The organism is Blautia sp. NSJ-140 (assembly GCF_022868965.1).
Classification (GTDB): domain Bacteria; phylum Bacillota; class Clostridia; order Lachnospirales; family Lachnospiraceae; genus Blautia_A.
Genome location: NZ_JALIFS010000011.1, coordinates 42745 through 67623, shown reverse-complemented (window position 1 = coordinate 67623; position 24879 = coordinate 42745). Strand labels below are relative to the sequence as shown.

Below are 24879 nucleotides of genomic sequence, written 5' to 3'. Positions count from 1 at the left end.
AGCAATACTTGCTATCCCTGATACCTTATTCTTTCTACCAGCGTTTCCTTTTTCAGATTACTGCTTAAAACGAGGGAAAGCACAATCTGCAAAAGGCTGACCAGCAAAATCATAGCAAGAATTGGTGTAATTGGAACATGATAGATATTCATTCCAAATATTCCATTATGTTTTGCATAGGAAAAAAGTGCATAGCCGAGCGGCAGACCAATGATCAAAGCTACGCATATGGTGCCAACCGTAAAAATCAGTCCCTGTAACTGCAGGCATAAATTTAATTGTTTATTTGTCATACCCACAGCCTGCAATACACCATATTCCTGCTTTTTTGTCGTAATATTCATAATCATGGTGTTTGCCATATTCATAAAACCGATGAGTCCTACAACCGCCATAAACAGATAACAGCCAAGCTTCATCATGCGGGCTGCGACTTCTGCATATTGTAACTGCGCATGATAGGTATCCATTTTTATATGCGAAGTATTAGAAATCAAAGTATTCAGACTTTGTTCTACAGATGCCACATCTTTTTTATCACAGTCCACCCACAGATAGCCATAGGCTGTTCCTCTCGGATTCATGGAACGGTATACACCTTCCGGAATGACAAGATAAGTGTCCGCACTTGCAAAGGATCCTGCAATCTTTCCCTGATAGGTATAGGTTCCACTTCCATTCTCAAAGTCAAATGCAATGGATTCACCCGGAGCATATCCATCTTGTTCCATCCACGTTGACCAGCCAAAGAAAATATCACCATTCTTTACCGCCTGATCATAGTCCATAGAGCCAATATCCCCGTCCTGGCGCATAAAATCAAAATCATTTTTACTCACAATATCAGCCGGAAATCTTGTTCCGTTCAGATTTACAGAGACAATCTCTCTCGTCATGACATCTGTCACTCCTGGAATGCTTTTGATTTCTTCAATCAGCGAATCATTCAATAGATTATCCGTCAGAATCGTATCCAGATTATTCTCCGGATATTTTTCATCATACTCATCAGAATAGTCAAGCTGCAGTTCAAATTGTCCATGATTTATGTAACGACGTGCTTCATGCTCCGTGTCAATATTTCCCACATAATTAGAGATAATCACAAACAATGCGCAGGAAAGCCCCAGTGTGAGGATGGTACCAATGGTTCTTTTTGGATTACCCGTTATATTTGCCATTGCCATAGAAAACACGGTAACATTTTTTCTGCCATTTCGTTTTCCTTTTTTTGTGTTTCTGCATTTTCTAAATACCGTGTTGCCTCGATAGGTGAAATCCGTGAAACAATTTTCATTGGTTTACGCAGTGCCAAAGCAACGGTAAGAAATGATACGAAAATACATAGAAGCATAACAGGCAGGGAAAACAGTGACACCTGCTGATTTTGGACTCCCATAGAGTCAGTTCCGGTTGATACAAGATTCCCCTGTTCTACCAGCCAGTTAAAACCGCATTTTGCAATCAGAAAGCCCAGAAGCAATCCAACCGGTATTGAAAAAATTGTCAAAAAAATGCCCTCTCTGAAGATCAGTTGTTTCATCTGCTTTTTTGTTGCTCCCAGAGCCTTGATTTTTCCATACTCCTGTATCTTGTTGGCAATACCGACCTGAAAAATATTATAAATGACCACAACAGAGAAAAGTACAATTGCAAGAATCAAAACCCCGCATACCGCAATCGTTTCATAACTCGGCTGCAAGACCCATTGCAAATAGAGATCATTGACTATAACGTTTTTTTCTTCGATCCCACAAGCTGCTGCAATCTGCTTTATAACCGAATCAATATTATTCATAGATACATTTGCAGAATCATTTAAAGTAAAATAAATATTATACTGTCTGTCATTCTCTGCGACGTGCTCATCATAAAACTCCTGTGACCCGAAAGCAACATAAGATGCCTCGATGGTATACTCATCCCGATCATATAGGATTCCGCTGACAACAAATTCTTCCGGCTTATATTCTGACTGCATCCCTGCGCGGTAATCCAGTGTAACCGTATCTCCGATCTTTACATCACCATACCCCATTACACGAAAAAATGCTCTTCCTGCGGCAATTTCCTGCATTTTTTCCGGATACTTTCCTTCCTTCAACTCATATTCTTTATTATAAGGAAGCATTTTTCTTGCAGTCTCATCCATGCAGACAAACCCGCCTTTTTCATTGCCTTTTATGATACCTTCGGTGCACATAGTGCCTGTAGCATCTATTTCCGCACGGCGGTTTACTTCTTTTAACTGCGATCCGTCTGCGGAAACAAACAGACCATAATTGCTCCCATATGATCCTGCCGCCTGACTTTTCTGTAAATGAATTACCCCATTTCCCACAGTACTGATGATAACAAGCAGCATCGTGGCCAGACAGATTGCCATCATGATCAGTATACTTCTTGTCCTGTTCCTTTTGTCATTGCTATATGCAATCCTGCTTATTGTCTTCATCTGAAATCCACCACCTGTCCGTCCTCAATCACCAGAATACGGTCAGCGACCTGTGCAATTTCGTCATCATGGGTAATCATTACAATTGTCTGTCCATATTTTTTTGCTGTCATCTTAAGCAGAGCGATTACCTCATCACTGGTCTTAGAATCAAGATTGCCTGTCGGCTCATCCGCAAATATAATTTCCGGACGATTCACCAGTGCTCTTGCAATTGCTACTCTCTGCTGCTGTCCTCCGGATAACTGATTTGGCAGATTATAAATCCGGTTTTCAATCCCCAGAGTTGCAATAATATCATTTACATACGCTTCATCCACTTTTCTTCCATCCAGCCCCAGTGGCAGTACAATATTTTCCCAGACATTAACAGATGAAACCAGATTAAATGCCTGAAAAACAAATCCGATTTTTCTTCTGCGGAAAACAGCAAGGGCATCTTCCTTCATCCTGTATAAATCTTTCCCCGCTAAAGTAACTCTGCCTTTTGTCGGGGTATCAAGCCCTCCAAGCATATGAAGTAATGTACTTTTACCGGAACCTGACTTTCCAACAATTGCGACAAATTCTCCCTGCTCAATCTGAATGTCCACCTGATTTACCGCTTTGACCTGATTCTCACCTGCACCATAAAACTTACAAAGCTGCCTGGTTTCTAATATCACACTCATGTGTTGCCTCCTTTTCAATTCTGTAAAGCATACCTTTTCAGCACACTTTCTTTGCCTGTTTATATATCATTTTTCAACCTATATGCTGATTGTAGCAATATAATCTTTCATTTCACTTTCAAAAATTGGGCAGAAATCTTACAGAATTGTAAGATTTCTGCCCAATTAAAATTTAACCAACATATGGTAATTGAATCACAAACGTGCTTCCTTTTTTCTTTTTGCCGGAGATTACCGTGATCATACCTCCGTGTTTTTCGATAATTTCTCTCGATAGAAAAAGTCCGATTCCCGTGCCACTCTCTTCCCTGACCTCCCTGAAACCTCCTCTGTAAAATCGTTGAAAAATTTTGTGATACTCATTCTGCGGAATACCGATTCCCTGATCCTCAATTTCCATTCTTACAAGATCGTTTCTTTTTTGTAACCGGATAAATATTTTTGAACCACCCGGACTGTACTTGACCGCATTATCCAGAACGTTGATAAAAGCTTCACCAAGCCACCTTTTATCCTGCACAACCATGCATGTTTCCAGCTCTTTTGCATAGTCAAAAACGAATTCAATTTCTTTCTCATCCGCTTTTGGATAAGTACGGTTCACAGCAGATATGACAGTATCCATAAGCGGAAGTTTTTTCTTATTAATCTGAATCAGTCCAGTTTCCATCTTTGATATTTCAAGAAGCGACTGCAATAATGTCTCCAGTCCATCCAGAGCACTCCGACAACGAATACGAAACTCCTCCTGTTCTGTGGCACTTAAGTCATTCTGCATCAGCACACTAAAACATGTATCCAAAGCTGCAACCGGTGTCTTTAACTGGTGAGAGATATCAGAAACCATTTCTTTCGTGCTCTCTTTTTCTTCCCGTGCTTCTTCCTTTAGCAACTGAATATGATGTCCGATTGCTTCAAGCTGGTCATTCAATTTTTCCAGTTCAGCGAGATTTTCCGTTTTCAGTAAATCATCAAATTTATTTTCACGGAATCTGATCAGAATTTCTTCTAACTGGTCTAAAATTTTCTGATGACACGCATCTTCTGTCTTCTTCCAATAAAATAAAATAATCAAAAGAAGCACGCATATCACAGTGCTTACAGCACCGGTCACCATAACCTGATGCCGGAATTGCGAATAAAACACATTCCCTTTATTTCCCCAGTATCCATATTGCTCCAATAATCGCCTTCCCTGTTCGTTGGTTTCAATATCCTTATCCTTAAGCAATTCCGAAACAGCATCCAGCCCGGAAAATTTTTCCTTTGCTGCAATTTCTGTCATAAGATTCATTTTATATTTATAATCTTCATAAAACACATACGTGGTAAAGCAATTTAATATTGCAAACAATAATATGACAGGTAATACCAAGGAGAGCACTACTGTAATCTTCTTGCGATATCTCTTTGTCACTGCCTTACCTCCTGATTCCATATATACCCAAGACCTCTGATATTCTTTATATAGACCGGTGCAGCCGGATTGTCTTCGATTTTCTCACGGAGTCTTCTGATATTGACAGCGATTGTATTTTCATCCACAAAATCCCCTTCCAGATCAAACACATTTTCCAATATTTGTGTTTTTGAAAGAATCTGTTTCGGATTCTGAAGAAAAAAAGTCAGCATTTTCAACTCCGTTTTTGTCAGACTGATTTCACGACTCTTTATCAGGACTTTCATTTCTCCTGCGATAAATACGATATCTCCCGAAATCATCTTTCCGGCTTCCGTTTTCTCCTGTCTGCGGCGGAAATGTGCTTCTATTTTCAAAAGAAGTACCGAAAGACTAAACGGCTTTGTAATATAATCATCTGCCCCTGCTTCATATCCCATGACCTGATCCATCTCCTGATCTAGTGCTGTAAGACAAATAATGTATGTATTATAATTGCATCTCATCCACCTTACAAATTCCAGTCCATTCCCATCCGGAAGATTCACATCACAAATGGTAACATCCACATTATTATCACTTGCAATTCTTTTCGCTTTTTTCATTGATTCTGCTGAAAAAACCTCATATCCGGATTTTTTCAGTGAGAATGTAATTCCACGATTTAAATTTTCATCATCTTCAACCACGAGTATACCTGGCATAGCATATGCACCTCTCTTTATTAACTATATATATTTAATATCAGAGTACTGCTTCTTCAATTCTCTCATCGTTTGTATCTCCAAAAGATAAAACAATGGAACTATCGTCAGCACTGTTATCCTCTGAAAGGAGTCGTCAAATATGCTTTTGCTTTTTCAATGCCGGAAGTGTGGCAAGTTCTTCTGTCGGAGTAAGCATTATACAGCGTCTGTTTCCAATATATGCTGTGTGAAAATCATAACTCCTTGCAATATAAACAGGCAAAGAATCCTGATGATTCCCTGCTTCATATTTTATAGAAATTCCGAATACGCTTGTAAGGATATTTCTTATTCCCCTTTTAACTTAATTTCTTTCATTTTAACATACTTCCATATAATGTACAAATTGATTTCATAATTGTATGCCATGAAATATCAGCAGCGTAAGAATAATTTTTTTGATATGTTTTCCATAAATTTTCCATAACAGAACTTATTTCTATTTCATCAAATATTTCTCTTCTATCCCCAGAGTTTATCTGCTCCAATGTTCCACGTTTTCTTGCAGTTGCCACAAGTGCATTCCATAAAACTTGCTTTTTGAGTTGTTCTCCATGCAACTTTTGTAAAATATAAATATCATAAAAATCTCTCATTCGTGTATTTGTAACGTTTCGGCTAATAACAGTTTCCAGTTTTTCAGCCAATACCGTTTCCAGATTATATGCCCATACCTCGATTGTGCGATTTTCAAGCATAAGATTAAATTTGTACTTGATTTCTCTTGGTGTGATTACATCCCCTGTAGAAATATCAATCTTTAATGGGGTGATTACACCATCGAATTTTGTTTCCATGCTTACACGAACACCCGGATAATCTGCTTCTTCCATGATTTCCGATATCCGTTTGATCCGAAACAAAACGCCATCGTTCAGGGGGATTGATATAATTTTGGATATAATCATCTCTACATCCTCCACACTGACATTAGTGCCTTTTATGGTAGCTAATAGAATTGTATACTGTTTCAGCTAATTAATGTTTGCAGATTTCAGAGAGATTGTTTCTTTTCCCGCCTTTTCTCTGATTTACATCCCCAAATAAGGGGTGACAACAGAGCGGAACCCAAATGTTAACTGGACTCTTGAAAGACCATGTTTGCAAACCAGTGATTTTGATTAGCTGTCAGCTAACAAAAATCGGATTGTGTTAGCTGGAAATGGAGCATTTTGAATGGAATTTCATGTCACGAACGTGATTAGAAAATAAGAAAAGCGTTCGTTGTCAGCTAATCCAGCTAACATTTTCGAACGCTTTGAAGCCCGTCCATAAGAGGATTTGAACCTCCGACCCCTCGCTTAGGAGAGCTCCAACCTATTGTCACTCTCTGTCAATCTGAGGTAAGGTAAACCCATATGGGACACTATTAAAAACTGTTTCCGATTCAATTTGAGTTATTCTGAATACCCCCTCTGTCAAGCTCTGTAAAGCTCTGAAAGTTAGCTGATTGTTTGCTCCAGCTAATAATCGGGGAATGCCTTGATATTACCATCGACATCTGTTATATGACCACCATGCTTCGTATGTTCGATCATGGTAAACAGTATTCAATTAAACTTCCTATCGAAAGCACAAGATATTTTCTTGTCTACAATTAATATACCGCATACGAGACGGTTTGTCCATGCGTTTTTGACTGGCAAATTTTATATTTTATTACGATATTTTTTTCAAAATCTTTTTCGCATTTGTCTTTGAAAAATCACTTAACCGATAAGATCGGACTCTTGTCTTTACAATGATTGGAATTAACAAACCATTATTTACCAGCTTTGCACATCGATTAATAATCGTTTTGTTGGTTACACCTAGCATTTTGCTGACTTCAATTGGTGTAAACTCATATAATCGCTTTTTTAACAGAAATGCTAAGAATTCTTTTTCTTTTGCATTTAAATAAGATAGACTTCCATCTAACTCGTCGTTTTCGGATGTTTTTGATAATTCATATACCTTTTTAGAATACAATTCCATCATCCGCAAAAAATAATTGATCCAAATTTCCGGATGAGGAGGGTTTTCTCTTCCTGAATAATATAACGCCGGTAACCCCATTTGCAGTGATGCATAATACTCATCTGGATCATAGGCAAAATATTCTTCCAGAGAACCTATTCCATTAAAACCATATCCATAATAATCAAGAATATAGCCTGACATTAATCTGGCGGTTCTTCCATTTCCATCTTCAAAAGGATGAATGGTAACCAATTGATAATGAACTACAGCAGCAATAATCAGCGGATGATCATCTGTAGTATTTACATATTCAACAAGTTCATCCAACAAGTCCGGAATATCAATATACTCTGGTGGAATATATTCCGCTGCGCCTGTTTCGGAATCATATACTGCGAATAACATTCCAGATGGCATAGGGCCTCTTAAGCCTATCTTTTCTTTTGACGCACCTTTTTCAACCATTGCCTGCACTTCTAAAATCATTTCTTTTGAAAAAGCTTCTTTCTTTTTCAGTTTTTCTTCTAAAAAATTTAAAGCCAAAAAGTAATTACGAACTTCCTGTTCTGGCTTTAAAAAATGTTTGTGAGGATCACTATCAATAGCCTCATTTGCCTGTTTTTCAGTTAATGGATTTCCTTCAATCTTATTAGAAGCATAGGAACTTTTTTTCTTAGAGTTTTTTCTAAGTCTGTTTTTTATAACAGGTGGCATTTCTATCGTACTAAGAGAAAAACGCTTTTCGTCTATTTCCGATATTTTTTTTAAAATTTCATTTGTTAACGTAACCTTAATCACATGATCCACCTCCATTTCATCCATATATTATATCGTTTTATGAATTGTTTTTCCACTAAAATTACACTATTTTTTCACTATTTTTCATTACTTCATTGTCTTCGCCAGCGAATTGAGTAATGCCCGCATCTCTGGATTTGCCAACACTTTTGCCAAAAGTTCAGGATCGACTTCATCAGCAACAGTTGCATTATTATTTTCCTGCTGTACATGCATCTGTGGATCCAGATTCTTCTTCTCATAAAATGCTTCTTCAAAAAGCTCTGCATTTTTCCTTCGGTCATCATCCAGAATATGAGAGTACACATCCGTAACCATATTGACCTGAGCATGGCCGGAATCACCCTGTACCGCTTTGATGTCCCCACCATTCAGTTTCAGCTTATAAGTAACGCTGCTATGACGGAAACTGTGAAATACAACCGGTGGGAGATTATAGTCCTCGATCAGTTTTTTTAAAGGACCACGGATTGCTCCATCTCCGAGAGGAAGCCCAAAGGTACTTGCCATAACCAGGTTATAGTCCATATATTCATCACCAAGAATTTCTTTCATTTCATCTTGCTCAGCTTTCCAGTCTACCAGCATATTAGCAACACTCTTCGGTAAGAATATTTTACGCACACTGCTTTCTGTCTTCGGTGTTTTCAGAATACGGACCGTAGAATTCTTCTTATGATTTGTCGGAAATACCAACAACACATCTTTTCCATCCAATGCATTTAAAGATTCTTTTCTTATACGCTGTGATTCTTTGTTGATGAAGACATATGCACGGTTTTCTTCAATTACCTCATGAGAAATATCTACACAATCCCAGGTAAGACCAAGCAGCTCACCAAGTCGCAGAGAACATGAGAAAGATAGATTAATTGCGAGCTTTAATCGTTCATCTTCACAGACACTGAGCGCATACATCAATGTATCCGCTGTCCAGATGTCTCTTTTTTGTGATTTATGTTTTGGTACAGTCGCATGGGTGCAAGGATTCTTCTCCATCAACTCCCATTTCACTGCCTGTTCGAAACAGTTCCTGAGCAGCTTATTAACATCCCTGACCGTACTGGACGATACAAATTCATTTCGACTGGTTTTATTTAATGGATTGATAACTGCACGTCTCTTCAAAAGACTCTGATAATATCTTTCGATGAATCGGGTATTGATCTCTGAAAGTTTCGTATGCGTATTCTGTGATAGAGCCATCCGTTGATGTCTTCAATATTGTTTTTCATGCTTGCTATTCCGTAATAGTTCAGCCATCCTCTTGCATATACCCTTCATGTTCCGCACTATCTCTTTGCGAACAGCCACTTTTTGTGTTTTCTGTCATCATCAGTCATTCCTCCTTTCCCAGTCATACTCAAGTCTCCTACTGATTCGGTCCTTCACCTTTCGGCTACTATGACCTCTGCTGACTTCTGTGCGTTCAGCACTGCTTTGTACAGTGGTTACTCCTTTCGGAGCATACCGCACAGACCTCCCCGGGTACCACACGTTTCTTCCTCTCCATCCATCTGCCTTATTTATCACGCATGATTCCGTGTAGTTATTGGGCTTTGACTTGGATAGCAGCCTTACCCTCATGCATAACCTTATATGAGATTTCTGTTCGTCAGACCAGAGATTTGCCCGTGGTTAGTCTGTTCCCACATCCGGCTTCCTTCGGATTCCGTCTCACGATGGACACCCTTGCCTTCGGCTATATCCTTCCCACTACCGGGCGGATTCGGGACTTTAACCCGTTAGAAACGTGCGCCGCCGAGCGCACTATGCAACAAGAGACCTATCCTTTTAGATAAGTCTCTTGTTAACTACCGAGGACAATAAAAAAGTTAAAAACACCGTCCCTACCGATTTACTCTCCCGCTTCCGTCACTATTCATAAGCGTTAATACTTCTTCTTCCGAAATATAATTCAGATCGCCCGGTATTGTATGTTTGATGGCGGCCGCTGCAAGGGCAAATTCCAGTGCCCGGTCCGGTTCCATGTGTGTTAAAATTCCGTGTAAGAACCCTGCCGCAAAAGAATCTCCTCCTCCAACACGGTCTACAATATGCAGATTGTACCCACTTCCCTGATATAATCCAGATTCACTGCATACAGCACCTGACCAGCCATTATCCGAAGCACTGATGCTTTTTCTAAGTGTTGTGATAAGGTTAGTAAATCCATATCGCTCTCTTACATTTTCCATATGTTTTTCATCTACACAGATACTGTAGTCCCCATCGATAAAATTCTTATCTTTTTCTGCATATCCCAGGCACTTTGCAGCATCTCTTGCATTTCCGAAACAGATATCTACATACGGCATCAGCTCTGAAAGCATCTTCTGCTTTCCTTTCACATCTTCTGTCCACAATTTCGCACGGTAGTTTAAGTCGAACGATGTTGTCACATCGTGTTCCTTTGCCTTTTGCAAAGCAATCCTGGTAAGTCTTGCCGTCTCTTCACTTAACACCGGCGTAATTCCGGATACATGAAAGAGCTCTGCGCCATCAAAGATCTGATCAAAATCAAATTCTTCTGCTGATGCCTGAGTAATAGACGAATCCGCTCTGTCATAGACAACGCTCGAAGGACGCACCGAGGCCCCGTTTTCCAGAAAGTAAATTCCAAGCCTTTTCCCGCCCCGTGCAATATAACGGCAATCTACGCCTGATTTTTTTAAAGTTGCAATGGCTGCCTCTCCAATTGCGTTAGAAGGAATTTTGGAGATATATGTCACATCATGGCCTAATTGGGCTAGAGAGACAGCCACATTGGCCTCGGCACCACCATAATTGATTTCAAACTCCGAGGCCTGTGCAAAACGTTGATAACCCGGCGGTGATAATCTGAGCATAATCTCGCCCATTGTAACAACCTTAGCCATTACTTCACCTCCCTGGCAGAATGAACCAGTGAAACCGCTTCGCGGGTCAGCTCTGTAATCTGATCAAAAGCACCTCTTGCCACAAGATTTCCCTTTACCATCCAGCTTCCGCCACATGCAAGTATTTTGTCATATTGAAGATACGGTACAATGTTTTCAGGGTTGATTCCGCCAGTCGGCATGAATTTCAGTGTCGTATATGGTGCCGCAACTGCTTTTATCATACCAAGACCACCTGATGGTTCTGCCGGGAAGAACTTGACAACTTCAAGTCCCATCGCAATTGCCTGTTCCATTTCACTCGGTGTGACAACACCCGGAGTAATCGGAATCTCATGATCGATACAATATTTTACTACAACAGGGTTGAATCCCGGGCTTACAATAAACTGCGCTCCGGCTTTCACCGCACGGTCAACCTGTTCTACTGTCAGAACGGTTCCGGCCCCTACGACCATCTCCGGAAACTTCTGGGACATAATACGAATAGATTCTTCGGCGGCAGCTGTGCGGAATGTCACCTCCGCACATGCCAGTCCACCGTCGCACAAAGCTTTCGCCAGCAAAGCAGCATCTTTGGCGTCCTCCAGCACAACCACCGGCACAATTCCAAATTGCTCTAATTTTTTCAATACTTTATTCATTTCATAGCTCCTTAGTCAATCGAAATAAGAGATTTCATAACAGAATAACTTCCTTCTTTCTGAATCTGCTCCAGATATCCGCATACTGCTGCTTCAAATCCTTCGATTTCCGTAAGATCTTCTCCCCAGAATTCTGTATTCTTACATACTGCGTGTACCATTTTCTCTGCTGAATCTTCTCTGTGTTTATAATAGAACTGAAGCACTGCTTTATCATCCTTTACAGTATATGTGTTTCCTTCTCTCTCTGCAATAAGTCCCTCATCTGTCAGTGTGTGTCCGCTAAAGAATGCGATGTAGAATGCAAAGGAAGCTGTAATACATTTCGGAAGTGCTCCTTTACGCTTTACATATTCTTTCAGAGACGGCATAACCCTTGCCTTCCATTTTGATGTCGAATTGAGAGAAATTGCCAGCAATGCATGGTCGATAAAAGGATTTTTAAAACGTTCTGTCACCGCAGCCGCAAAATCAAGTAATTCCTCTTTCGGCAAATCAAGTGTTGGAATAATCTCATCATAGATTGTCTTATTCATGAATCCACAGATAACCTCATCATTCATACAATCTCTTACGATATCTTTTCCGGCAAGATATGCTCCCAGTACAAAGGATGTATGTGCACCATTCAGGATGCGGACTTTACGTTGTTTATATGGTTTATGATTATCTGTGATAAGGATCGGAAGACCTGCTTCTTCGATTGGAAATTCTTTTTTGATAGACTGTGGTCCTTCAATTACCCAGAATCCAAAGATTTCTCCTGTATCCAGAACATTATCTTCATATCCAAGTTCTTCACAGATTGCAGATGCCTCATTTCTTGGATATCCTGTAACAATTCTGTCGACAAGTGTAGAACAGAATACATTTTCTTTCTGAATCCATGCAATAAATTCTTCTCCAAGATTCCACTGTTTTGCATATTTCAGCACACATTTTTCCAGTTCTTTTCCGTTATCATCAATAAGCTCGCAGGAAAGTATGATAAATCCTTTTCCTTCCTCTTTTCCAAATGTTTCAAATCTGTGATACATAAACTGTGTCAGTTTTGCCGGATAAGATTCTCCTGGTTTGTCTTCAAATTTACATTCTGCGTCATAACGGATTCCCGCTTCTGTTGTATTACACAAGATAAATCTAAGTTCTGGATTTTCTGCGCATCTCATGACCTCTTCATAGTCTTCATAAGCATTCAGACATCTGCTTACACTGGAGATTACTCTCTTGTCATTCACTTTCTTTCCATCCTGAAATCCACGAAGGAATAATGTATAAAGTCCTTCCTGCTCGTTAATTCTGTCATTCAGTCGGAATCCTCCTTCCACATTCCGGATCGGCTGAACCAGGACGACTTTTCCGTTAAATCCTGCCTTTTCATTCATTACATCGACAAAATAATCCACAAATGCGCGCATGAAATTGCCTTCTCCGAACTGCAGCACTTTTTCCGGTGCATCTTTTAACACATATCCTTTATAACCGTTTTCTTTTAATACTTCATAGTTTAATTTCTTCATTATAAATATCCGTTCCTTTCTTTCCGTAATCTCCTGAACCTGCCACTCGCAGCTTCTTCCGAATGCATGGCAATTTAGAGCGTTACTCCCTGTTTGAAGATTGCCATATCATGGAATCCGGCTTCCTCAGCTTTTACTTTTTCCCCACTTGCAACCTTCAGAACATATTCATAAAGCCTTTGTGATAATTCCTCTACACTTTTTTCCTTTACCAGTTCTCCACAGTTAAAATCAATCCAATTATTTTTTTTGTTATACAACCGATCATTCGATGATATCTTAACTGTCGGTACCGGAGACGCAAATGGTGTTCCACGCCCTGTGGTAAAAAGAACAATATGTGCTCCCGATGCAGCACACGCAGTGGAAGCAACCAGGTCATTTCCCGGTGCACTTAAAAGATTCAATCCTTTATTTTTCACACGTTCTCCATAAGCAAGGACACCTTTTACCGGTGCGGTTCCCGATTTCTGCACACATCCCAGTGACTTGTCTTCCAGCGTTGAGATGCCTCCCTTTTTATTTCCCGGCGACGGATTCTCATATATCGTCTGATTATGTGAGGTAAAATAATTCTTAAAGTCATTGATCAGATGTACCGTCTGTTCAAATAACTGTTCATTTGCACAACGGTTCATAAGCAGCGTCTCCGCTCCAAACATTTCCGGCACCTCTGTAAGAATCGTTGTTCCTCCTCTGGATATCAGCAGATCTGAGAAACCTCCAACCGTAGGATTTGCCGTAATGCCTGATAATCCATCCGAGCCTCCGCACTTCATACCAATGATCAATTCACTACATGAGATCGGCTCTCTCTTAAATGTTCCGGCATACGCCAGTAATTCTCTTACGGCATGGACACCTTCTTCCAATTCGTTATCACAATCCTGTGCATTTAAGAATTTTATGCGTTCTCCATCGTAGTCACCGACATATTGTTTCAGAATATCTATGCCACTGTTTTCACATCCAAGTCCCAGGACCAGTACACCTCCTGCATTCGGATGATTGATCAGGTCGGCCAGAATTTTTCTGGAATTTTCCTGGTCTTCTCCCATCTGTGAACACCCATATGGATGCGGAAATGCAACTATCGCATCAACGGTTCCCTGACAATATTGTCTGGATAATTCTGCTATTTTTTCTGCAACACTATTGACGCATCCTACTGTCGGGATGACCCATATCTCATTTCTCACCCCTACACTTCCGTCTGCCCTTCGAAATCCCATGAATTCATCCGGTTTTCTTTCTTGAATATCCTTTTTTTCTGGTCGATAGCTATAGTCAACCAGATCTCCAAGTCCCGTTTTCATATTATGTACATGAACCCAGCTTCCTTTCGAAATATTCACTTTGGCATTACCGATCGGATTCCCGTATTTTATAACAGCCTCTCCTTCTCCTATCGTATGTAATGCAAATTTATGTCCCTGCGGAATATCTTCCAGAAGTGTAAGACGAACATCATTCAGGATGATATCAGTTCCTTTTGCAAGTGGCTGCAAAGCCACTGCAACGGAATCTGCCGGATTTATTCTTATATATTCTTTCTTTCTGGACATTCTTTCGTCCCCCCTTACCTTTTTATTTTGTAAAATCGATCACAACCTTTAACATAGATCCCGCATTTTCTGAAAATTCTTTAAATGCTTTGTCTGCTTCGTCCAGTTTATAAGTATTTGTCACAATCTTCTCCAGATCGACTTTTCCTGCTTTCACCAGATCAATCAGTTCCAGGAAATCTTTCTTTAAAGCATTTCTTGATCCAAAAATATTCAATTCCTTTTTCTGGATGATCGTGAAGTTAAAGTCCAGATTCTTCTTACCCACACCGATCAGAACCACTCTTCCGCCATATGCCGCACAATCAATACAGTTCTGGAATGTAGATGGAAGTCCTACTGCTTCAATTGTCACATCGAATCCATTCCCATTCGTAATCCTCCGGACTTCTTCTTCCAGTTTTTCTTTTGAAGTATTCAAAATCGAACCTTTTAACTGAAATGTATTTACCGCATAATCCAGTTTCTCTTTTGCTATATCTGCTATATAAACCTCGGCACCTCTTGCTTTTGCTGCATTTGCTGCAAGTACGCCGATTGTACCGGCGCCTACGACCAGAACCTTATCTCCTTCTTTTACGTTTGCTCTTGATACCCCGTGCCAGCTAATACAGAATGGTTCGATCAGTGCAAGTGTTTTTGCCGGCAGACCTTTTCCATCATATACACGCTCGATCGGAACGCTGACATACTCTGAAAATGCGCCATCTCTCTGTGCTCCCATTGTCTCATTATGTTCACAACAATTCAGAAGGCCTCTCTGGCAGGAATAACAGGTACCATCATTAAAGTATGGATTAACGGTAACAATCATGCCCGGCTTTAATCCTCTGTCATTTTCATCAATTTCTACAATCTCTCCCGAAAACTCATGTCCCGGAACTCTTGGATATGATGCATATGCGAAGGTTCCTCTGTATGTACCAAGGTCACTTCCGCAAATTCCACCATACAAAATTTTCAAAAGTACCTCTCCCGGTTTGCGGATTGGCTTTTCCTGTTCTTTAATTACAACTTTTCCTGGCTCTTCGATTAAAATTGTTTTCATTTTCTCTTCCTCCGTTATTTGTTGTATTTTATGTTGTATTATTTGTTGTATACAACATAGCATTCGCAATATTCTTTGTCAAGATATATTTATTCTTTCACTTTTTTTTGTCTATTATGCTCAAATTCCCCTTTGGGTTTTTATTAATAATAACAACAAACTTTCTCCATTCTATTTTATGTATCTGTAATATTTTGATAGACTGGCACACAATAATAAGTTATAATATACAATGTCGAATACAATAATATTCTCAATAATAAAAAAGAAAGTAGACTGATTATGAAAAAAGAAACGTTAAAGCAACACGCTTATAATATTATCAAGGACAAGATTATCAATTGCGAGTACGCTCCGAGTGCACTACTCAATGAAGAAATGCTCAAAAAAGATGTCCAGGCAAGCCGGACTCCTATCAGAGACGCCCTTGGCCGCCTGGAACAGGAAGGGTTGGTGACAATCCTTCCCAAAAAAGGCATCATGGTCGCTCCATTGACCATCCGTGAGATCAATATGGTTCACGAAGCACGCACTCTGATCGAACCTTTTGCAATCTTGCATTATGGAAATAAAATTTCAGATGAAATCTACCAGAATTATTTCCGCATCTTTCAACGTGACACTGCGAATGTTTCCGATCTTAACGAGTATTATGAGACAGACAAACAATTCCACCAAATGTTCATCGATGCAACCAGCAATGACTATCTAATCAGTACTTACGAACGGATAGCCCAACAGAATACACGACTTCGTATCTATTCTGGAAGAAAAAGCCGGAATCGTCTGTTAGCTTCCCAACAGGAGCACCTGAAAATCGTGGAATACTGCCTGAAGCAAGATTGGGCACTCGCTTCAAAAGCAATGGAAGAACATCTCTATCATTCGAAAGAAGCTTCTTTCGAGGCTGCTTTTCACGCAGATTCTATGACTATATAATAAATTTAAATATGTTAAAAAGTGCAGACTCGGACTTTACCGCTTTCCTGCACTTTTTCTATGTTCCTTTATTTCGAAGATAATTGCGGACATCCATATTTCTTTGCCCAGATACTTGTCACGATTGGTACCAGTATAGCTGTGACTACGACAGATGCCGCCAACTGTGTTGTCGCAACCGCCTGATATGGAGCCCACGTCTTATCAATCAACACAACCGCCGCTGGTACCGCAACAGAATTTCCCGCCGTAGACGCAACTGCAAATGCTGCATATCCCGGCTGTTTGCATATAAGTCTGTCGAAAAACAATGTGAAAAATCCGCCGACAAACACTGTAATCAAACCTAACAGAATCCCCTGTGGTCCACCTTTCACCACGTCTTTTAAGTTAATGCCTGCTCCAAGTGTCAATCCAACAAATGGTATCAGAATGTCTGCCATAGGAGCGAAGAATTTCATCATTGATTTATCTACATTTCCAATAATCATCCCTAAAATCATCGGTACAATTACTGCTACAAGAGACATCATAGGAATACTTGCCATTCCAGAAGCTCCCAATGCCAGCAAGGTAAAAAACGGACCATCATTCAATGCCAGCAGCGCCACTGTCGCAGCATCTGCTTCATCTCCATATGTCTTTACAAGTGATAAATACAAAGAACCATTACTGTTCGTAACTCCGGCGACAATCGATAATGCCGTAAGGCCCCAGAATCCGGCCTGTCCAAACACTTTTCCTACAACAATTCCAAGGATTGCGCCGATTAAAAATTTAGATAACAGTAATGTACCCCCTCTTTTCAGAACCGCCGGCATATCCTTCAATTGTAATGTGGTTCCCAGGCAGAACAACTGTAGTCCCATACATGTGGCAGCCCCTGCATTAGAAAATGCAGCAGTCGTCAATCCACCGATTTCCAATGCCTGCGGAAACAATGTATGTATGACCGCACCGATAAGCAACGGAACCAGCATCAATCCCGCAGGAACTTTTTGTAAAAATTTCATAATCATAGTCAAGTCCTCCTATACTTCTTTTCATTTTCTCTTTCTTATGTTGTATACATTAAAGTATACATCTTATTTTGTCAATGCTTGTTCCTCAAAAATAAAAAAACAGTTTTTTTTCACGAATTTATTGATATTTTTTTGTGCATTATTACTTTATTATCTTTATATCATCATGTTCGAATTCATTTTCAATTTATTTTTTTGCCTCATCTCCCATCTGTATACATTACTTTTTTTATTTGCCACAGTGGACAATAAATATCCTTTCATGTAGTAAAATAGCAGGAAATACAACTTTCGTTTTCTTTCCTGCTATATCTATAAATTCTATTTTTATTTTAAACTGGTAATTATTATAAGTGGCTTTTAGCCATTTTTTCAGTCACCCTACTTACATTTTCTGTCCAACAGATTTTCCAGCCTTCCCGGGATGGACTGAAATATAAAAAAGAAGAGCAATAAGCCCTTCCATCTTCTTATTCATGTATTTATTCCACCAATGCCCTCACCGCATTGATAATTCTCTGTTGCTTTTCTTTAGGTAGTTTCTCTATCATTTCAGATAATTCATTCGTAACGCCAGTAACCGAATGTGTCACAACATCAATCAATAGTGTATCTGCTGAAACATCTAATGCATTTGCAATCGCAATAAAGGTATCAAGTTTTGTTACTTTCAGTCCTCTCTCTATAACACTTACATGAGTTGGACTTAAGCTTACCAGTGCTGCCAATTCTTCTTGTGTAAGATTCTTAGCTTCCCTTGCAGCTTTTATTCTCTGACCAACCGCCTTTAAATCCATTGTGACACCTCCTTTAGAACGATAATTCGGTCTAAAACTAGTATAACGATTGATCTTTAAAACATACAGAATCTACAGATTGTTAACTTGTTCTTTAGAACTATTTTAAATTAAAAAGGCCCAAAAGGGCACTTTCCCTTTTGAGCCTATACACTTTATCAACTAACGTATTTTGCTTTCATTTTTCCTCATGGTCATGAGGCTTTTTTCTCTTAAATCGCATTCTATGAATCCTTTGATTGTTCTTTCTGTTCTTCAATAATTCGTTCGGTTGCTTTATGAATCCTATCCTTGGAATAGGGTGGTCTTAAATTCAATGATAACCGTCCCTTTCTGATCATATACGTTTCACTGCCATCTTCCGAAGCTCCTTTCAACCAGCAATCATCCGGATACTTCTCAGCAAAAGATCTCAACCGTTTCTGCAAGCTCTGATTGAAGGTATACACATCATAGAATCCGTCATCTTCATTGGTCAGAATAATCGTTTCTTTTTCACACTTTAACCTTCGCATATTCTACCCCCGCTTTCTTTCCATTTCCTGATCCAGGTACTTTGGTATCGGCTTTCCGGACCGACGAGCAATAGCAATCTGTTTCTGATGCAGTCGTTTAATCACGGATCTTCGTTTCTTAGGTTTGCCATCCTGTTGATTTCTGGGAGTCTGTTTGTTGCTGCGGGCATTAGAGATCTTTTCTGGATTCTTCTTCTGATTATTTACCAGACCGTCCACCATATCATAATTGGCTTCGGTACCGGATTCTCTGCTTCGTTCATAAGTGCCGTTCTGGTAGAACTTCTGGTAATGTTCCAGACGGATTTTACCATCTTGTTTTAACTGTTCGACTGAATTTAGCGGTGCCTGCTGTTGAATGTAATTATGGATCTTTTGTTTTGTTTTTTCGTCGAATTTCTTACATTCTTCGACAACCATTTTTCCATAGGCATCCAGGATAACACCTTGAGCCTGATCCCGGTATACTTGATGTTCCATCAGATAAAACTGTTTCCCGTCGATGATGATGGTGTCTGTTGCAATCCAGTTCCCTTTTTTTCCGTCAATTTGATAATTCTCAGTCTCCATAGTGATCAGTGCGCCCGATGTATTGATACGAATGAATCCGGCCAGATACTGTGGATAGTTCTCATCTACATAGTAGCAGTTGATTTCTCCATCCCTGTTCAGTACAAGTACGTCACTGACTTCGCATTGCTTTTTCATTCGTTTCCAGATGTCAGCGACTTTTTCTTCTTCCTGCATTTCATGAATCGAGATTACTCGGTAATTTTCGACAGTAATCGACACATTCTGCTGTCTTGCTTCTTGATATGGCAGATGCCACAGTGCTTTTCCTGCTGTCTGCTGATCTACTCGGTAGACTGCAAATTGATTAAGCTTCATAGGCATCGTCCTCCAAGTTATTCAGATAATAATTCAGATCCAGAGAATAGTAGTATTTGTCTTCGATCTGCTGTAATTTTCCAACTGTAGAATTGATGATCTCCATCATTTCATCATTCTCAGTATCACTTTCTTCCTGTTCCAAAACTTCCAAAGCTTCTTTCAGTGTTTGGATTGTTTCTTCCTTTGTGTGCTGCTGGAAGATAGCAGTAATAGTCAGTTCGTTTTCTTCCAGGTTTACATTTCTCATAGGCTCATTTCCCCCCTTTTCTTTTTCGGTATTGGTTTCATCTGTATATTCAGCTCCTTCTCGTTTTTTTCTTCGCTTATATTTTTTTCGTTATCCACTTTCTTATTGGATTTCAGAGGATTTTCCACATTTGGATGTCTTTTTTCCAAGTACTTTTCCACACGACTGATTGCATTTTGCACATAAGAATTTTCTCTAAATCCAGGAATCGAATTCAAAAATTCTTTCTGTATTTTTCCTTCGATCATCAGACTCTGCATTCCTTCATAATCACTTCCGTCTTTCAGATCAAAGCCAACACATTTCAGTCCATGCATACGTTCTGATGGGATTTTCTCATAAGCTTCCAAGGCTTCTGGTAATGTCAGGTCATAATGTACTTCACCCATTACAGGAAATTCAGCACATTCAGCCGCATAAAAGCTGATACATGTAAGATCATTTTCATAATCCACATTTTCTATTTCCGGGACAATATCGAGTATTTTTTCTCTTTGTGCTGCAAAGTCTGGAAGTTCTTCATAACCAAATCGATCCACGTAATATGCCTGCATATCCCCACCACGGTTTGTAATGATAACATCACTGACCGACATAGAATGTGCTTTATAATCTGCCGGTGGATTATCGTTGAATACGGCATACAAATCATCCAGCTTTTCATTTTCATGTAATCTGCCAGAATAGACACATTTATAATTTGCTGCATCGATTGTAATGCCATCTTCTTTGACCATTGCCATATTCATAAATAAATGTTGTTTTCCCGGTGTGCCTTCATCCACATGGTAAATCGCATATCGATCACCATTACCTCTGAACATTTCTTCCTCTAGGGTATAATCAAACTTAAATGGATACAAAGCCCGATCAACTCTTTCCGAAATATCCGTTCCTTCTGCAATCGTATCTTCCAGCCAATCTTTGATATCTCCCCATGATTTAAACTGCAAATACCCAGCAATTTCATGTGTCCCATCCGGTGCCAGTACAATATGTCCCGGTTCGCTTTCCCGATAATCATAGCGGTATCCGGCTGCTTCCAGTGCATCTACTAGAATGCCGTATTTTTCATGTAATTCTGTTTTCTGTTTTTCTTCAAGAATGATTTCCAGCTCTTCTGTAAGCTGATCGATCATTTCACCGGCTGTCTTGCGGATTGCATCCATAGATGCTTTCATTTCCTTCATTTCCCGGCTGCTACTCCAACCTGCAATGTAAGGAAAACTATAATCCGATGTATCCAAACCAAAGGAAGAACACACACAATAAGCAACGGATTCTGCTTCAACCTCTTTTGTCAGTCGGTCTTTTTCTACTCCAAGACTTTCCATGATCTCCCTGTCATGCAGTTTTGCATGGGCGGTTTCATGAATAGCAGTCTTTAAGGTCTGGCTTTCACTGAGTCCTTTTTTGATCACGATTTCCTTATCTACATTGTGATAATATCCATTGGCATTGCCATTGATCTCATCGAATCGTATCGGCACTGGGGATATTTTCTGAATAGCCTGCATGAAAGAATCAAAATCCTGCACAGCTGCAGTCAATAATTCCGGTGCTAGTGTCTGGATTGGTTCCCCGGATGTCTGAGCAATATCAAAGACGGTAACTGCTTTAAAATGTGGAACCGTAACTTCCACTTTTTCAGTCTTAGGTTTTCCATCGGTTCCCATGATTGGTCGCTGATTTTTATCCAGGACCTCTTTTTCCTTCATTTTCTTATATGGTGCTGGTGCGATGATCGTAATTCCTTTTTCGCCTTTCATGACCTGTCTACCCATGGACTGCCAGTTTTTGTAGCTGGTAACAAGTGTGGCATCCGGTCGCTGCATAGCAATCAGCATTGTATTGTTAAAGGAATAATTGTGAAACTTTGCCATGGTTTTAAGAAATTCCTGATAGCGGTTACTTGTAAAAAGTTCTTCCACACCGGATTCCAGTGACTGCATAATGCTGTCCATATCTTTTCCCTGAACAGGCAGTGGAATAGTAGTAGTTTTATTTTGTTCTGTCATAATACTCCTTTCCAAAAACGCCCTACGACATTTCTTTATGCCGCAGGGCGTTTGCTCATTTAACGTTTTTCATGCTTGGTATTAAAGTTCCATATCATGTTTCTTTGCTTTCGGTTTCTTATCCGGCTGTTCTTTTCCGGCTTTCTCCGTTTTTGCAGCCTGTGCTTCTTTTTCTTTCTGACGTTCTGTGAATCTGTCAGCTTTTTCAAAGACATGATCCTTTGTGTGTAATTTACAAATCTGCGTTTCTTTCCTTCCAGATATTTTTCCAAGTCAGGTGTTTTTCGTTTTTTCATGGCTTCCTCCTTGTTTCCAGAAATTTATTTGGCAGGTACGTGAAAGGATATGTTTTCTGCATATCATCAAAATGAACAATTGCTATGCCTGACAACAAAAAAAGGACACCTTCCATTGGTATTTCTACCAAAAGAGAAGTGTCCTTTTATACACCTTATTTTTGAAAAATGCTCCTCAAAAATAATCAATATTTTACTTGTAAACAAATAAGTCAAACAGTTAAGAATCCATAGAGCTCCTTATTCTGTTTCCTTATAATCCATACATCATTATTTCAATCTATACAGCTCCAGGCCGTTTCATGTAGCTCCATGTCAATCCGTGGAACCACTTTTCCTGATTGGACGTCTATGACTACCAAACCGAACTCTTTTTTCTGGATTAGTACAGCTTAGCACCTGCCGGAATATGGTTATCAACCATCAGAAGATGCAGTTCTTCATCCTCTGAATCCTTCAGGTTATTCACTGCTGAAAGCAGCATACCGCAAGACTCGATTCCCATCATCTTTCTTGGCGGAAGGTTGGTGATTGCAATCAGTGTCTTACCAACTAATTCTTCCGGCTCATAGTAAGAGTGGATTCCGCTTAAGATCGTGCGGTCTGTACCTGTTCCGTCATCCAGTGTGAACTGAAGGAGCTTCTTGCTCTTCGGAACTGCTACACACTCTTTAACCTTTACGGCACGGAAATCAGATTTGCTGAATGTATCAAAATCAACCTCTTCTTCAAATAAAGGCTCAACCTTTACGTTGGAGAAGTCAACTTTTGCTGTCTCTGCTGGAGCAGCTGCAGCTGTCTGAGCTACATTATTTGCTTCATTTTTTGCAGAACCCTGTGATTTCATTGTCGGGAACAGAAGTACGTCACGAATAGCCTGGCTGTCTGTCAGGAGCATAACGAGACGGTCGATTCCGTATCCGATACCACCTGTTGGCGGCATACCGATCTCCAGTGCATTCAGGAAGTCTTCATCTGTGTGGTTGGCTTCCTCATCACCTGCGTCTGCAAGGGCATCCTGTGCTTTGAAACGTTCTCTCTGATCGATCGGGTCGTTGAGCTCGGAATATGCGTTACACATTTCCCATGTATTGATAAAGAGCTCGAAACGCTCTACTTTGTTCGGATCAGAAGGTTTCTTCTTGGTCAGCGGAGAGATCTCGATCGGATGATCCATGATAAATGTCGGCTGGATCAGTTCTTTCTCACAGTACTCCTCGAAGAAGAGGTTGATGATATCACCCTTCTTATGACGATCCTCATACTCGATATGATGCTCGTCAGCAAGCTTCTTGGCTGCCTCATCATCTGCTACTTCATCAAAGTCGATTCCTGCATATTTCTTGATGGCATCGTTCATGGTCAGACGTGCGAAAGGCTTTCCAAGATCGATCTCGATACCATTATAGGAAATCTTTGTGGAACCGCAGACCTTCTCTGCGAGGTAACGGAACATGGACTCTGTCAGCTCCATCATTCCCTCATAATCAGTATATGCCTGATAAAGCTCCATCAGAGTGAATTCCGGATTGTGACGGGTATCAACACCCTCATTACGGAATACACGGCCGATCTCGTAAACTCTCTCAAGTCCGCCCACGATCAGTCTCTTAAGATAAAGCTCCAGGGAAATACGAAGCTTAACGTCTTCGTTCAGTGCGTTGTAATGTGTCTCAAATGGTCTTGCAGCTGCACCGCCTGCGTTGGAAACCAGCATTGGTGTCTCTACTTCCATGAAGTCACGTCCTGCAAGGAAGTTACGGATCTCCTTAAGGATCTGGGAACGTTTGATGAATACATTCTTGCTGTCCTGGTTCATGATAAGATCCACATATCTCTGACGATAACGGGTATCTGTATCTGTCAGTCCGTGGAATTTCTCAGGAAGAATCTGTAAGCTCTTGGAAAGAAGAGTCATCTTCTCCGCATGAATGGAGATCTCACCTGTTCTTGTTCTGAAAGCAAATCCCTCCAGGCCAAAAATATCACCGATATCAGATTTCTTGAAATCTGCATAGGAATCGGTTCCAATGGCATCTCTTGCCACATAAACCTGAATGTTACCCTGTAAATCCTGGATATTACAGAAAGAAGCTTTTCCCATTACACGCTTGAACATCATACGTCCTGCGATCGATACGTGGATCGGGCTTGCGTCCATGATGCTTCTTCTTTCTTCATAATCCTTCTTCTGAGCCTCTTTTGCCTGCTCTTCATCAAGACCTGTTACATCAAGCTCCTTGCGATCTTTGAGAAGCTCTGCCTCATGTGCTTCATAGAGATTCTTTACCTCAAGGGAATGATGTGTCTGATCAAATTTTGTGATCTGAAACGGGTCCCTGCCATTTGCCTGAAGGTCTGCCAGTTTGTCACGACGTACCTTCAGCAGCTGGTTTACATCCTGCTTCTTCTGCTCTGCCACTTGTTGGCCTCCTTAATCTATCTGTCGTTCAAGCGGATCTCTGCG

21 protein-coding genes and 2 pseudogenes are annotated in these 24879 nt (G+C 40.2%); 1 reads left to right on the top strand and 22 read right to left on the bottom strand.

Features of this window, described 5'->3' with window-relative positions:
• Positions 1-11: 11 nt before the first annotated feature.
• From MUB50_RS12880 to MUB50_RS12815, 14 genes and pseudogenes are all read right to left on the bottom strand, one after another.
• Positions 12-1181, bottom strand: a complete 1170-nt coding sequence (locus tag MUB50_RS12880) for an FtsX-like permease family protein (RefSeq protein ID WP_244791287.1) — start codon at positions 1179-1181, stop codon at positions 12-14.
• Positions 1169-2455 carry an ABC transporter permease gene (locus MUB50_RS12875; protein ID WP_244791285.1) on the bottom strand — a complete coding sequence of 429 codons (1287 nt, stop codon included), beginning with the start codon at positions 2453-2455 and terminating at the stop codon, positions 1169-1171. The genes MUB50_RS12880 and MUB50_RS12875 overlap by 13 nt, the downstream gene beginning before the upstream one ends.
• Complete coding sequence (locus MUB50_RS12870) at positions 2452-3126, bottom strand: ABC transporter ATP-binding protein (RefSeq protein ID WP_117557928.1); 675 nt, start codon at positions 3124-3126, stop codon at positions 2452-2454. The genes MUB50_RS12875 and MUB50_RS12870 overlap by 4 nt, the downstream gene beginning before the upstream one ends.
• A gap of 172 nt (positions 3127-3298) precedes the next feature.
• Positions 3299-4564, bottom strand: a complete 1266-nt coding sequence (locus MUB50_RS12865) for a sensor histidine kinase (protein WP_244791283.1) — start codon at positions 4562-4564, stop codon at positions 3299-3301.
• Entirely contained in the window at positions 4540-5229 is a 690-nt protein-coding gene (locus tag MUB50_RS12860; RefSeq protein WP_005427500.1) for a response regulator transcription factor, read from the bottom strand. The genes MUB50_RS12865 and MUB50_RS12860 overlap by 25 nt, the downstream gene beginning before the upstream one ends.
• Positions 5230-5585: 356 nt before the next feature.
• A pseudogene (locus tag MUB50_RS12855) lies at positions 5586-6221 on the bottom strand (nucleotidyl transferase AbiEii/AbiGii toxin family protein); the annotation flags it as partial.
• Between the two features lie 709 nt (positions 6222-6930).
• A complete protein-coding gene (locus tag MUB50_RS12850) occupies positions 6931-8031 on the bottom strand; it encodes a Fic family protein (RefSeq protein ID WP_243101228.1) in 1101 nt (366 codons plus the stop codon).
• 87 nt (positions 8032-8118) lie between these two features.
• Positions 8119-9237: a site-specific integrase gene (locus MUB50_RS12845; RefSeq protein ID WP_280520157.1), complete on the bottom strand. Its 1119-nt coding sequence runs from the start codon at positions 9235-9237 to the stop codon at positions 8119-8121.
• A pseudogene (locus MUB50_RS17385) lies at positions 9213-9311 on the bottom strand (group II intron maturase-specific domain-containing protein); the annotation flags it as partial. The pseudogene MUB50_RS17385 and the gene MUB50_RS12845, both read right to left, overlap by 25 nt.
• Positions 9312-9881: 570 nt before the next feature.
• On the bottom strand, positions 9882-10910 hold the full coding sequence (locus tag MUB50_RS12835) for a sugar kinase (RefSeq protein WP_117827484.1): 1029 nt from the start codon (positions 10908-10910) through the stop codon (positions 9882-9884).
• Positions 10910-11554 carry a bifunctional 4-hydroxy-2-oxoglutarate aldolase/2-dehydro-3-deoxy-phosphogluconate aldolase gene (eda, locus tag MUB50_RS12830; RefSeq protein ID WP_118198867.1) on the bottom strand — a complete coding sequence of 215 codons (645 nt, stop codon included), beginning with the start codon at positions 11552-11554 and terminating at the stop codon, positions 10910-10912. The genes MUB50_RS12835 and eda overlap by 1 nt, the downstream gene beginning before the upstream one ends.
• Before the next feature lie 11 nt (positions 11555-11565).
• On the bottom strand, positions 11566-13074 hold the full coding sequence (locus MUB50_RS12825) for a tagaturonate reductase (RefSeq protein WP_117827482.1): 1509 nt from the start codon (positions 13072-13074) through the stop codon (positions 11566-11568).
• A 74-nt stretch (positions 13075-13148) separates the two neighbouring features.
• The gene (locus MUB50_RS12820; protein ID WP_118198868.1) at positions 13149-14639 is read right to left on the bottom strand and encodes a UxaA family hydrolase; all 1491 of its coding nucleotides are present in this window, start codon (positions 14637-14639) and stop codon (positions 13149-13151) included.
• A 22-nt stretch (positions 14640-14661) separates the two neighbouring features.
• Complete coding sequence (locus MUB50_RS12815) at positions 14662-15687, bottom strand: zinc-binding alcohol dehydrogenase family protein (protein WP_117827481.1); 1026 nt, start codon at positions 15685-15687, stop codon at positions 14662-14664.
• A gap of 282 nt (positions 15688-15969) precedes the next feature.
• On the opposite strand from MUB50_RS12815, the gene MUB50_RS12810 reads away from it, so the two are divergent.
• On the top strand, positions 15970-16626 hold the full coding sequence (locus MUB50_RS12810; protein ID WP_244791280.1) for a GntR family transcriptional regulator: 657 nt from the start codon (positions 15970-15972) through the stop codon (positions 16624-16626).
• 68 nt (positions 16627-16694) lie between these two features.
• Here the strand turns inward: MUB50_RS12810 and MUB50_RS12805 are convergent, their stop codons facing one another.
• From MUB50_RS12805 to lysS, 8 genes are all read right to left on the bottom strand, one after another.
• Entirely contained in the window at positions 16695-17645 is a 951-nt protein-coding gene (locus tag MUB50_RS12805; RefSeq protein ID WP_117827553.1) for a 2-keto-3-deoxygluconate permease, read from the bottom strand.
• A gap of 485 nt (positions 17646-18130) precedes the next feature.
• Entirely contained in the window at positions 18131-18445 is a 315-nt protein-coding gene (locus tag MUB50_RS12800; protein ID WP_029471614.1) for a helix-turn-helix domain-containing protein, read from the bottom strand.
• 224 nt (positions 18446-18669) lie between these two features.
• Positions 18670-18960, bottom strand: a complete 291-nt coding sequence (locus tag MUB50_RS12795; RefSeq protein ID WP_003864551.1) for a hypothetical protein — start codon at positions 18958-18960, stop codon at positions 18670-18672.
• A gap of 3 nt (positions 18961-18963) precedes the next feature.
• A complete protein-coding gene (locus tag MUB50_RS12790; protein WP_117499797.1) occupies positions 18964-19848 on the bottom strand; it encodes a DUF4316 domain-containing protein in 885 nt (294 codons plus the stop codon).
• A complete protein-coding gene (locus MUB50_RS12785; RefSeq protein ID WP_055055570.1) occupies positions 19838-20098 on the bottom strand; it encodes a transposon-transfer assisting family protein in 261 nt (86 codons plus the stop codon). The genes MUB50_RS12790 and MUB50_RS12785 overlap by 11 nt, the downstream gene beginning before the upstream one ends.
• Positions 20095-22116 (bottom strand): YodL domain-containing protein, encoded by a 2022-nt coding sequence (locus MUB50_RS12780; protein WP_244791278.1) that lies wholly within the window; start codon positions 22114-22116, stop codon positions 20095-20097. The genes MUB50_RS12785 and MUB50_RS12780 overlap by 4 nt, the downstream gene beginning before the upstream one ends.
• A gap of 59 nt (positions 22117-22175) precedes the next feature.
• On the bottom strand, positions 22176-22412 hold the full coding sequence (locus MUB50_RS12775) for a hypothetical protein (RefSeq protein WP_118515140.1): 237 nt from the start codon (positions 22410-22412) through the stop codon (positions 22176-22178).
• A 382-nt stretch (positions 22413-22794) separates the two neighbouring features.
• A complete protein-coding gene (gene lysS, locus MUB50_RS12770) occupies positions 22795-24573 on the bottom strand; it encodes a lysine--tRNA ligase (protein ID WP_420314372.1) in 1779 nt (592 codons plus the stop codon).
• Positions 24574-24879 lie beyond the last annotated feature (306 nt).

Bases quoted from the DNA above. Each gene is read 5' to 3' on its own strand.
- MUB50_RS12800 (WP_029471614.1), bottom strand. From the start codon at position 18,445: ATGGATTTAAAGGCGGTTGGTCAGAGAATAAAAGCTGCAAGGGAAGCT.
- MUB50_RS12785 (WP_055055570.1), bottom strand. From the start codon at position 20,098: ATGAGAAATGTAAACCTGGAAGAAAACGAACTGACTATTACTGCTATC.
- MUB50_RS12860 (WP_005427500.1), bottom strand. From the start codon at position 5,229: ATGCCAGGTATACTCGTGGTTGAAGATGATGAAAATTTAAATCGTGGA.
- MUB50_RS12805 (WP_117827553.1), bottom strand. From the start codon at position 17,645: ATGATTATGAAATTTTTACAAAAAGTTCCTGCGGGATTGATGCTGGTT.
- eda (WP_118198867.1), bottom strand. From the start codon at position 11,554: ATGAATAAAGTATTGAAAAAATTAGAGCAATTTGGAATTGTGCCGGTG.
- MUB50_RS12875 (WP_244791285.1), bottom strand. From the start codon at position 2,455: ATGAAGACAATAAGCAGGATTGCATATAGCAATGACAAAAGGAACAGG.
- MUB50_RS12835 (WP_117827484.1), bottom strand. From the start codon at position 10,910: ATGGCTAAGGTTGTTACAATGGGCGAGATTATGCTCAGATTATCACCG.
- MUB50_RS12865 (WP_244791283.1), bottom strand. From the start codon at position 4,564: ATGGAATCAGGAGGTAAGGCAGTGACAAAGAGATATCGCAAGAAGATT.
- MUB50_RS12815 (WP_117827481.1), bottom strand. From the start codon at position 15,687: ATGAAAACAATTTTAATCGAAGAGCCAGGAAAAGTTGTAATTAAAGAA.
- MUB50_RS12790 (WP_117499797.1), bottom strand. From the start codon at position 19,848: ATGAAGCTTAATCAATTTGCAGTCTACCGAGTAGATCAGCAGACAGCA.
- lysS (WP_420314372.1), bottom strand. From the start codon at position 24,573: ATGGACGCAAGCCCGATCCACGTATCGATCGCAGGACGTATGATGTTC.
- MUB50_RS12880 (WP_244791287.1), bottom strand. From the start codon at position 1,181: ATGGCAAATATAACGGGTAATCCAAAAAGAACCATTGGTACCATCCTC.
- MUB50_RS12810 (WP_244791280.1), top strand. From the start codon at position 15,970: ATGAAAAAAGAAACGTTAAAGCAACACGCTTATAATATTATCAAGGAC.
- MUB50_RS12780 (WP_244791278.1), bottom strand. From the start codon at position 22,116: ATGACAGAACAAAATAAAACTACTACTATTCCACTGCCTGTTCAGGGA.
- MUB50_RS12775 (WP_118515140.1), bottom strand. From the start codon at position 22,412: ATGAAAAAACGAAAAACACCTGACTTGGAAAAATATCTGGAAGGAAAG.
- MUB50_RS12795 (WP_003864551.1), bottom strand. From the start codon at position 18,960: ATGCGAAGGTTAAAGTGTGAAAAAGAAACGATTATTCTGACCAATGAA.
- MUB50_RS12870 (WP_117557928.1), bottom strand. From the start codon at position 3,126: ATGAGTGTGATATTAGAAACCAGGCAGCTTTGTAAGTTTTATGGTGCA.
- MUB50_RS12820 (WP_118198868.1), bottom strand. From the start codon at position 14,639: ATGTCCAGAAAGAAAGAATATATAAGAATAAATCCGGCAGATTCCGTT.
- MUB50_RS12825 (WP_117827482.1), bottom strand. From the start codon at position 13,074: ATGAAGAAATTAAACTATGAAGTATTAAAAGAAAACGGTTATAAAGGA.
- MUB50_RS12845 (WP_280520157.1), bottom strand. From the start codon at position 9,237: ATGGCTCTATCACAGAATACGCATACGAAACTTTCAGAGATCAATACC.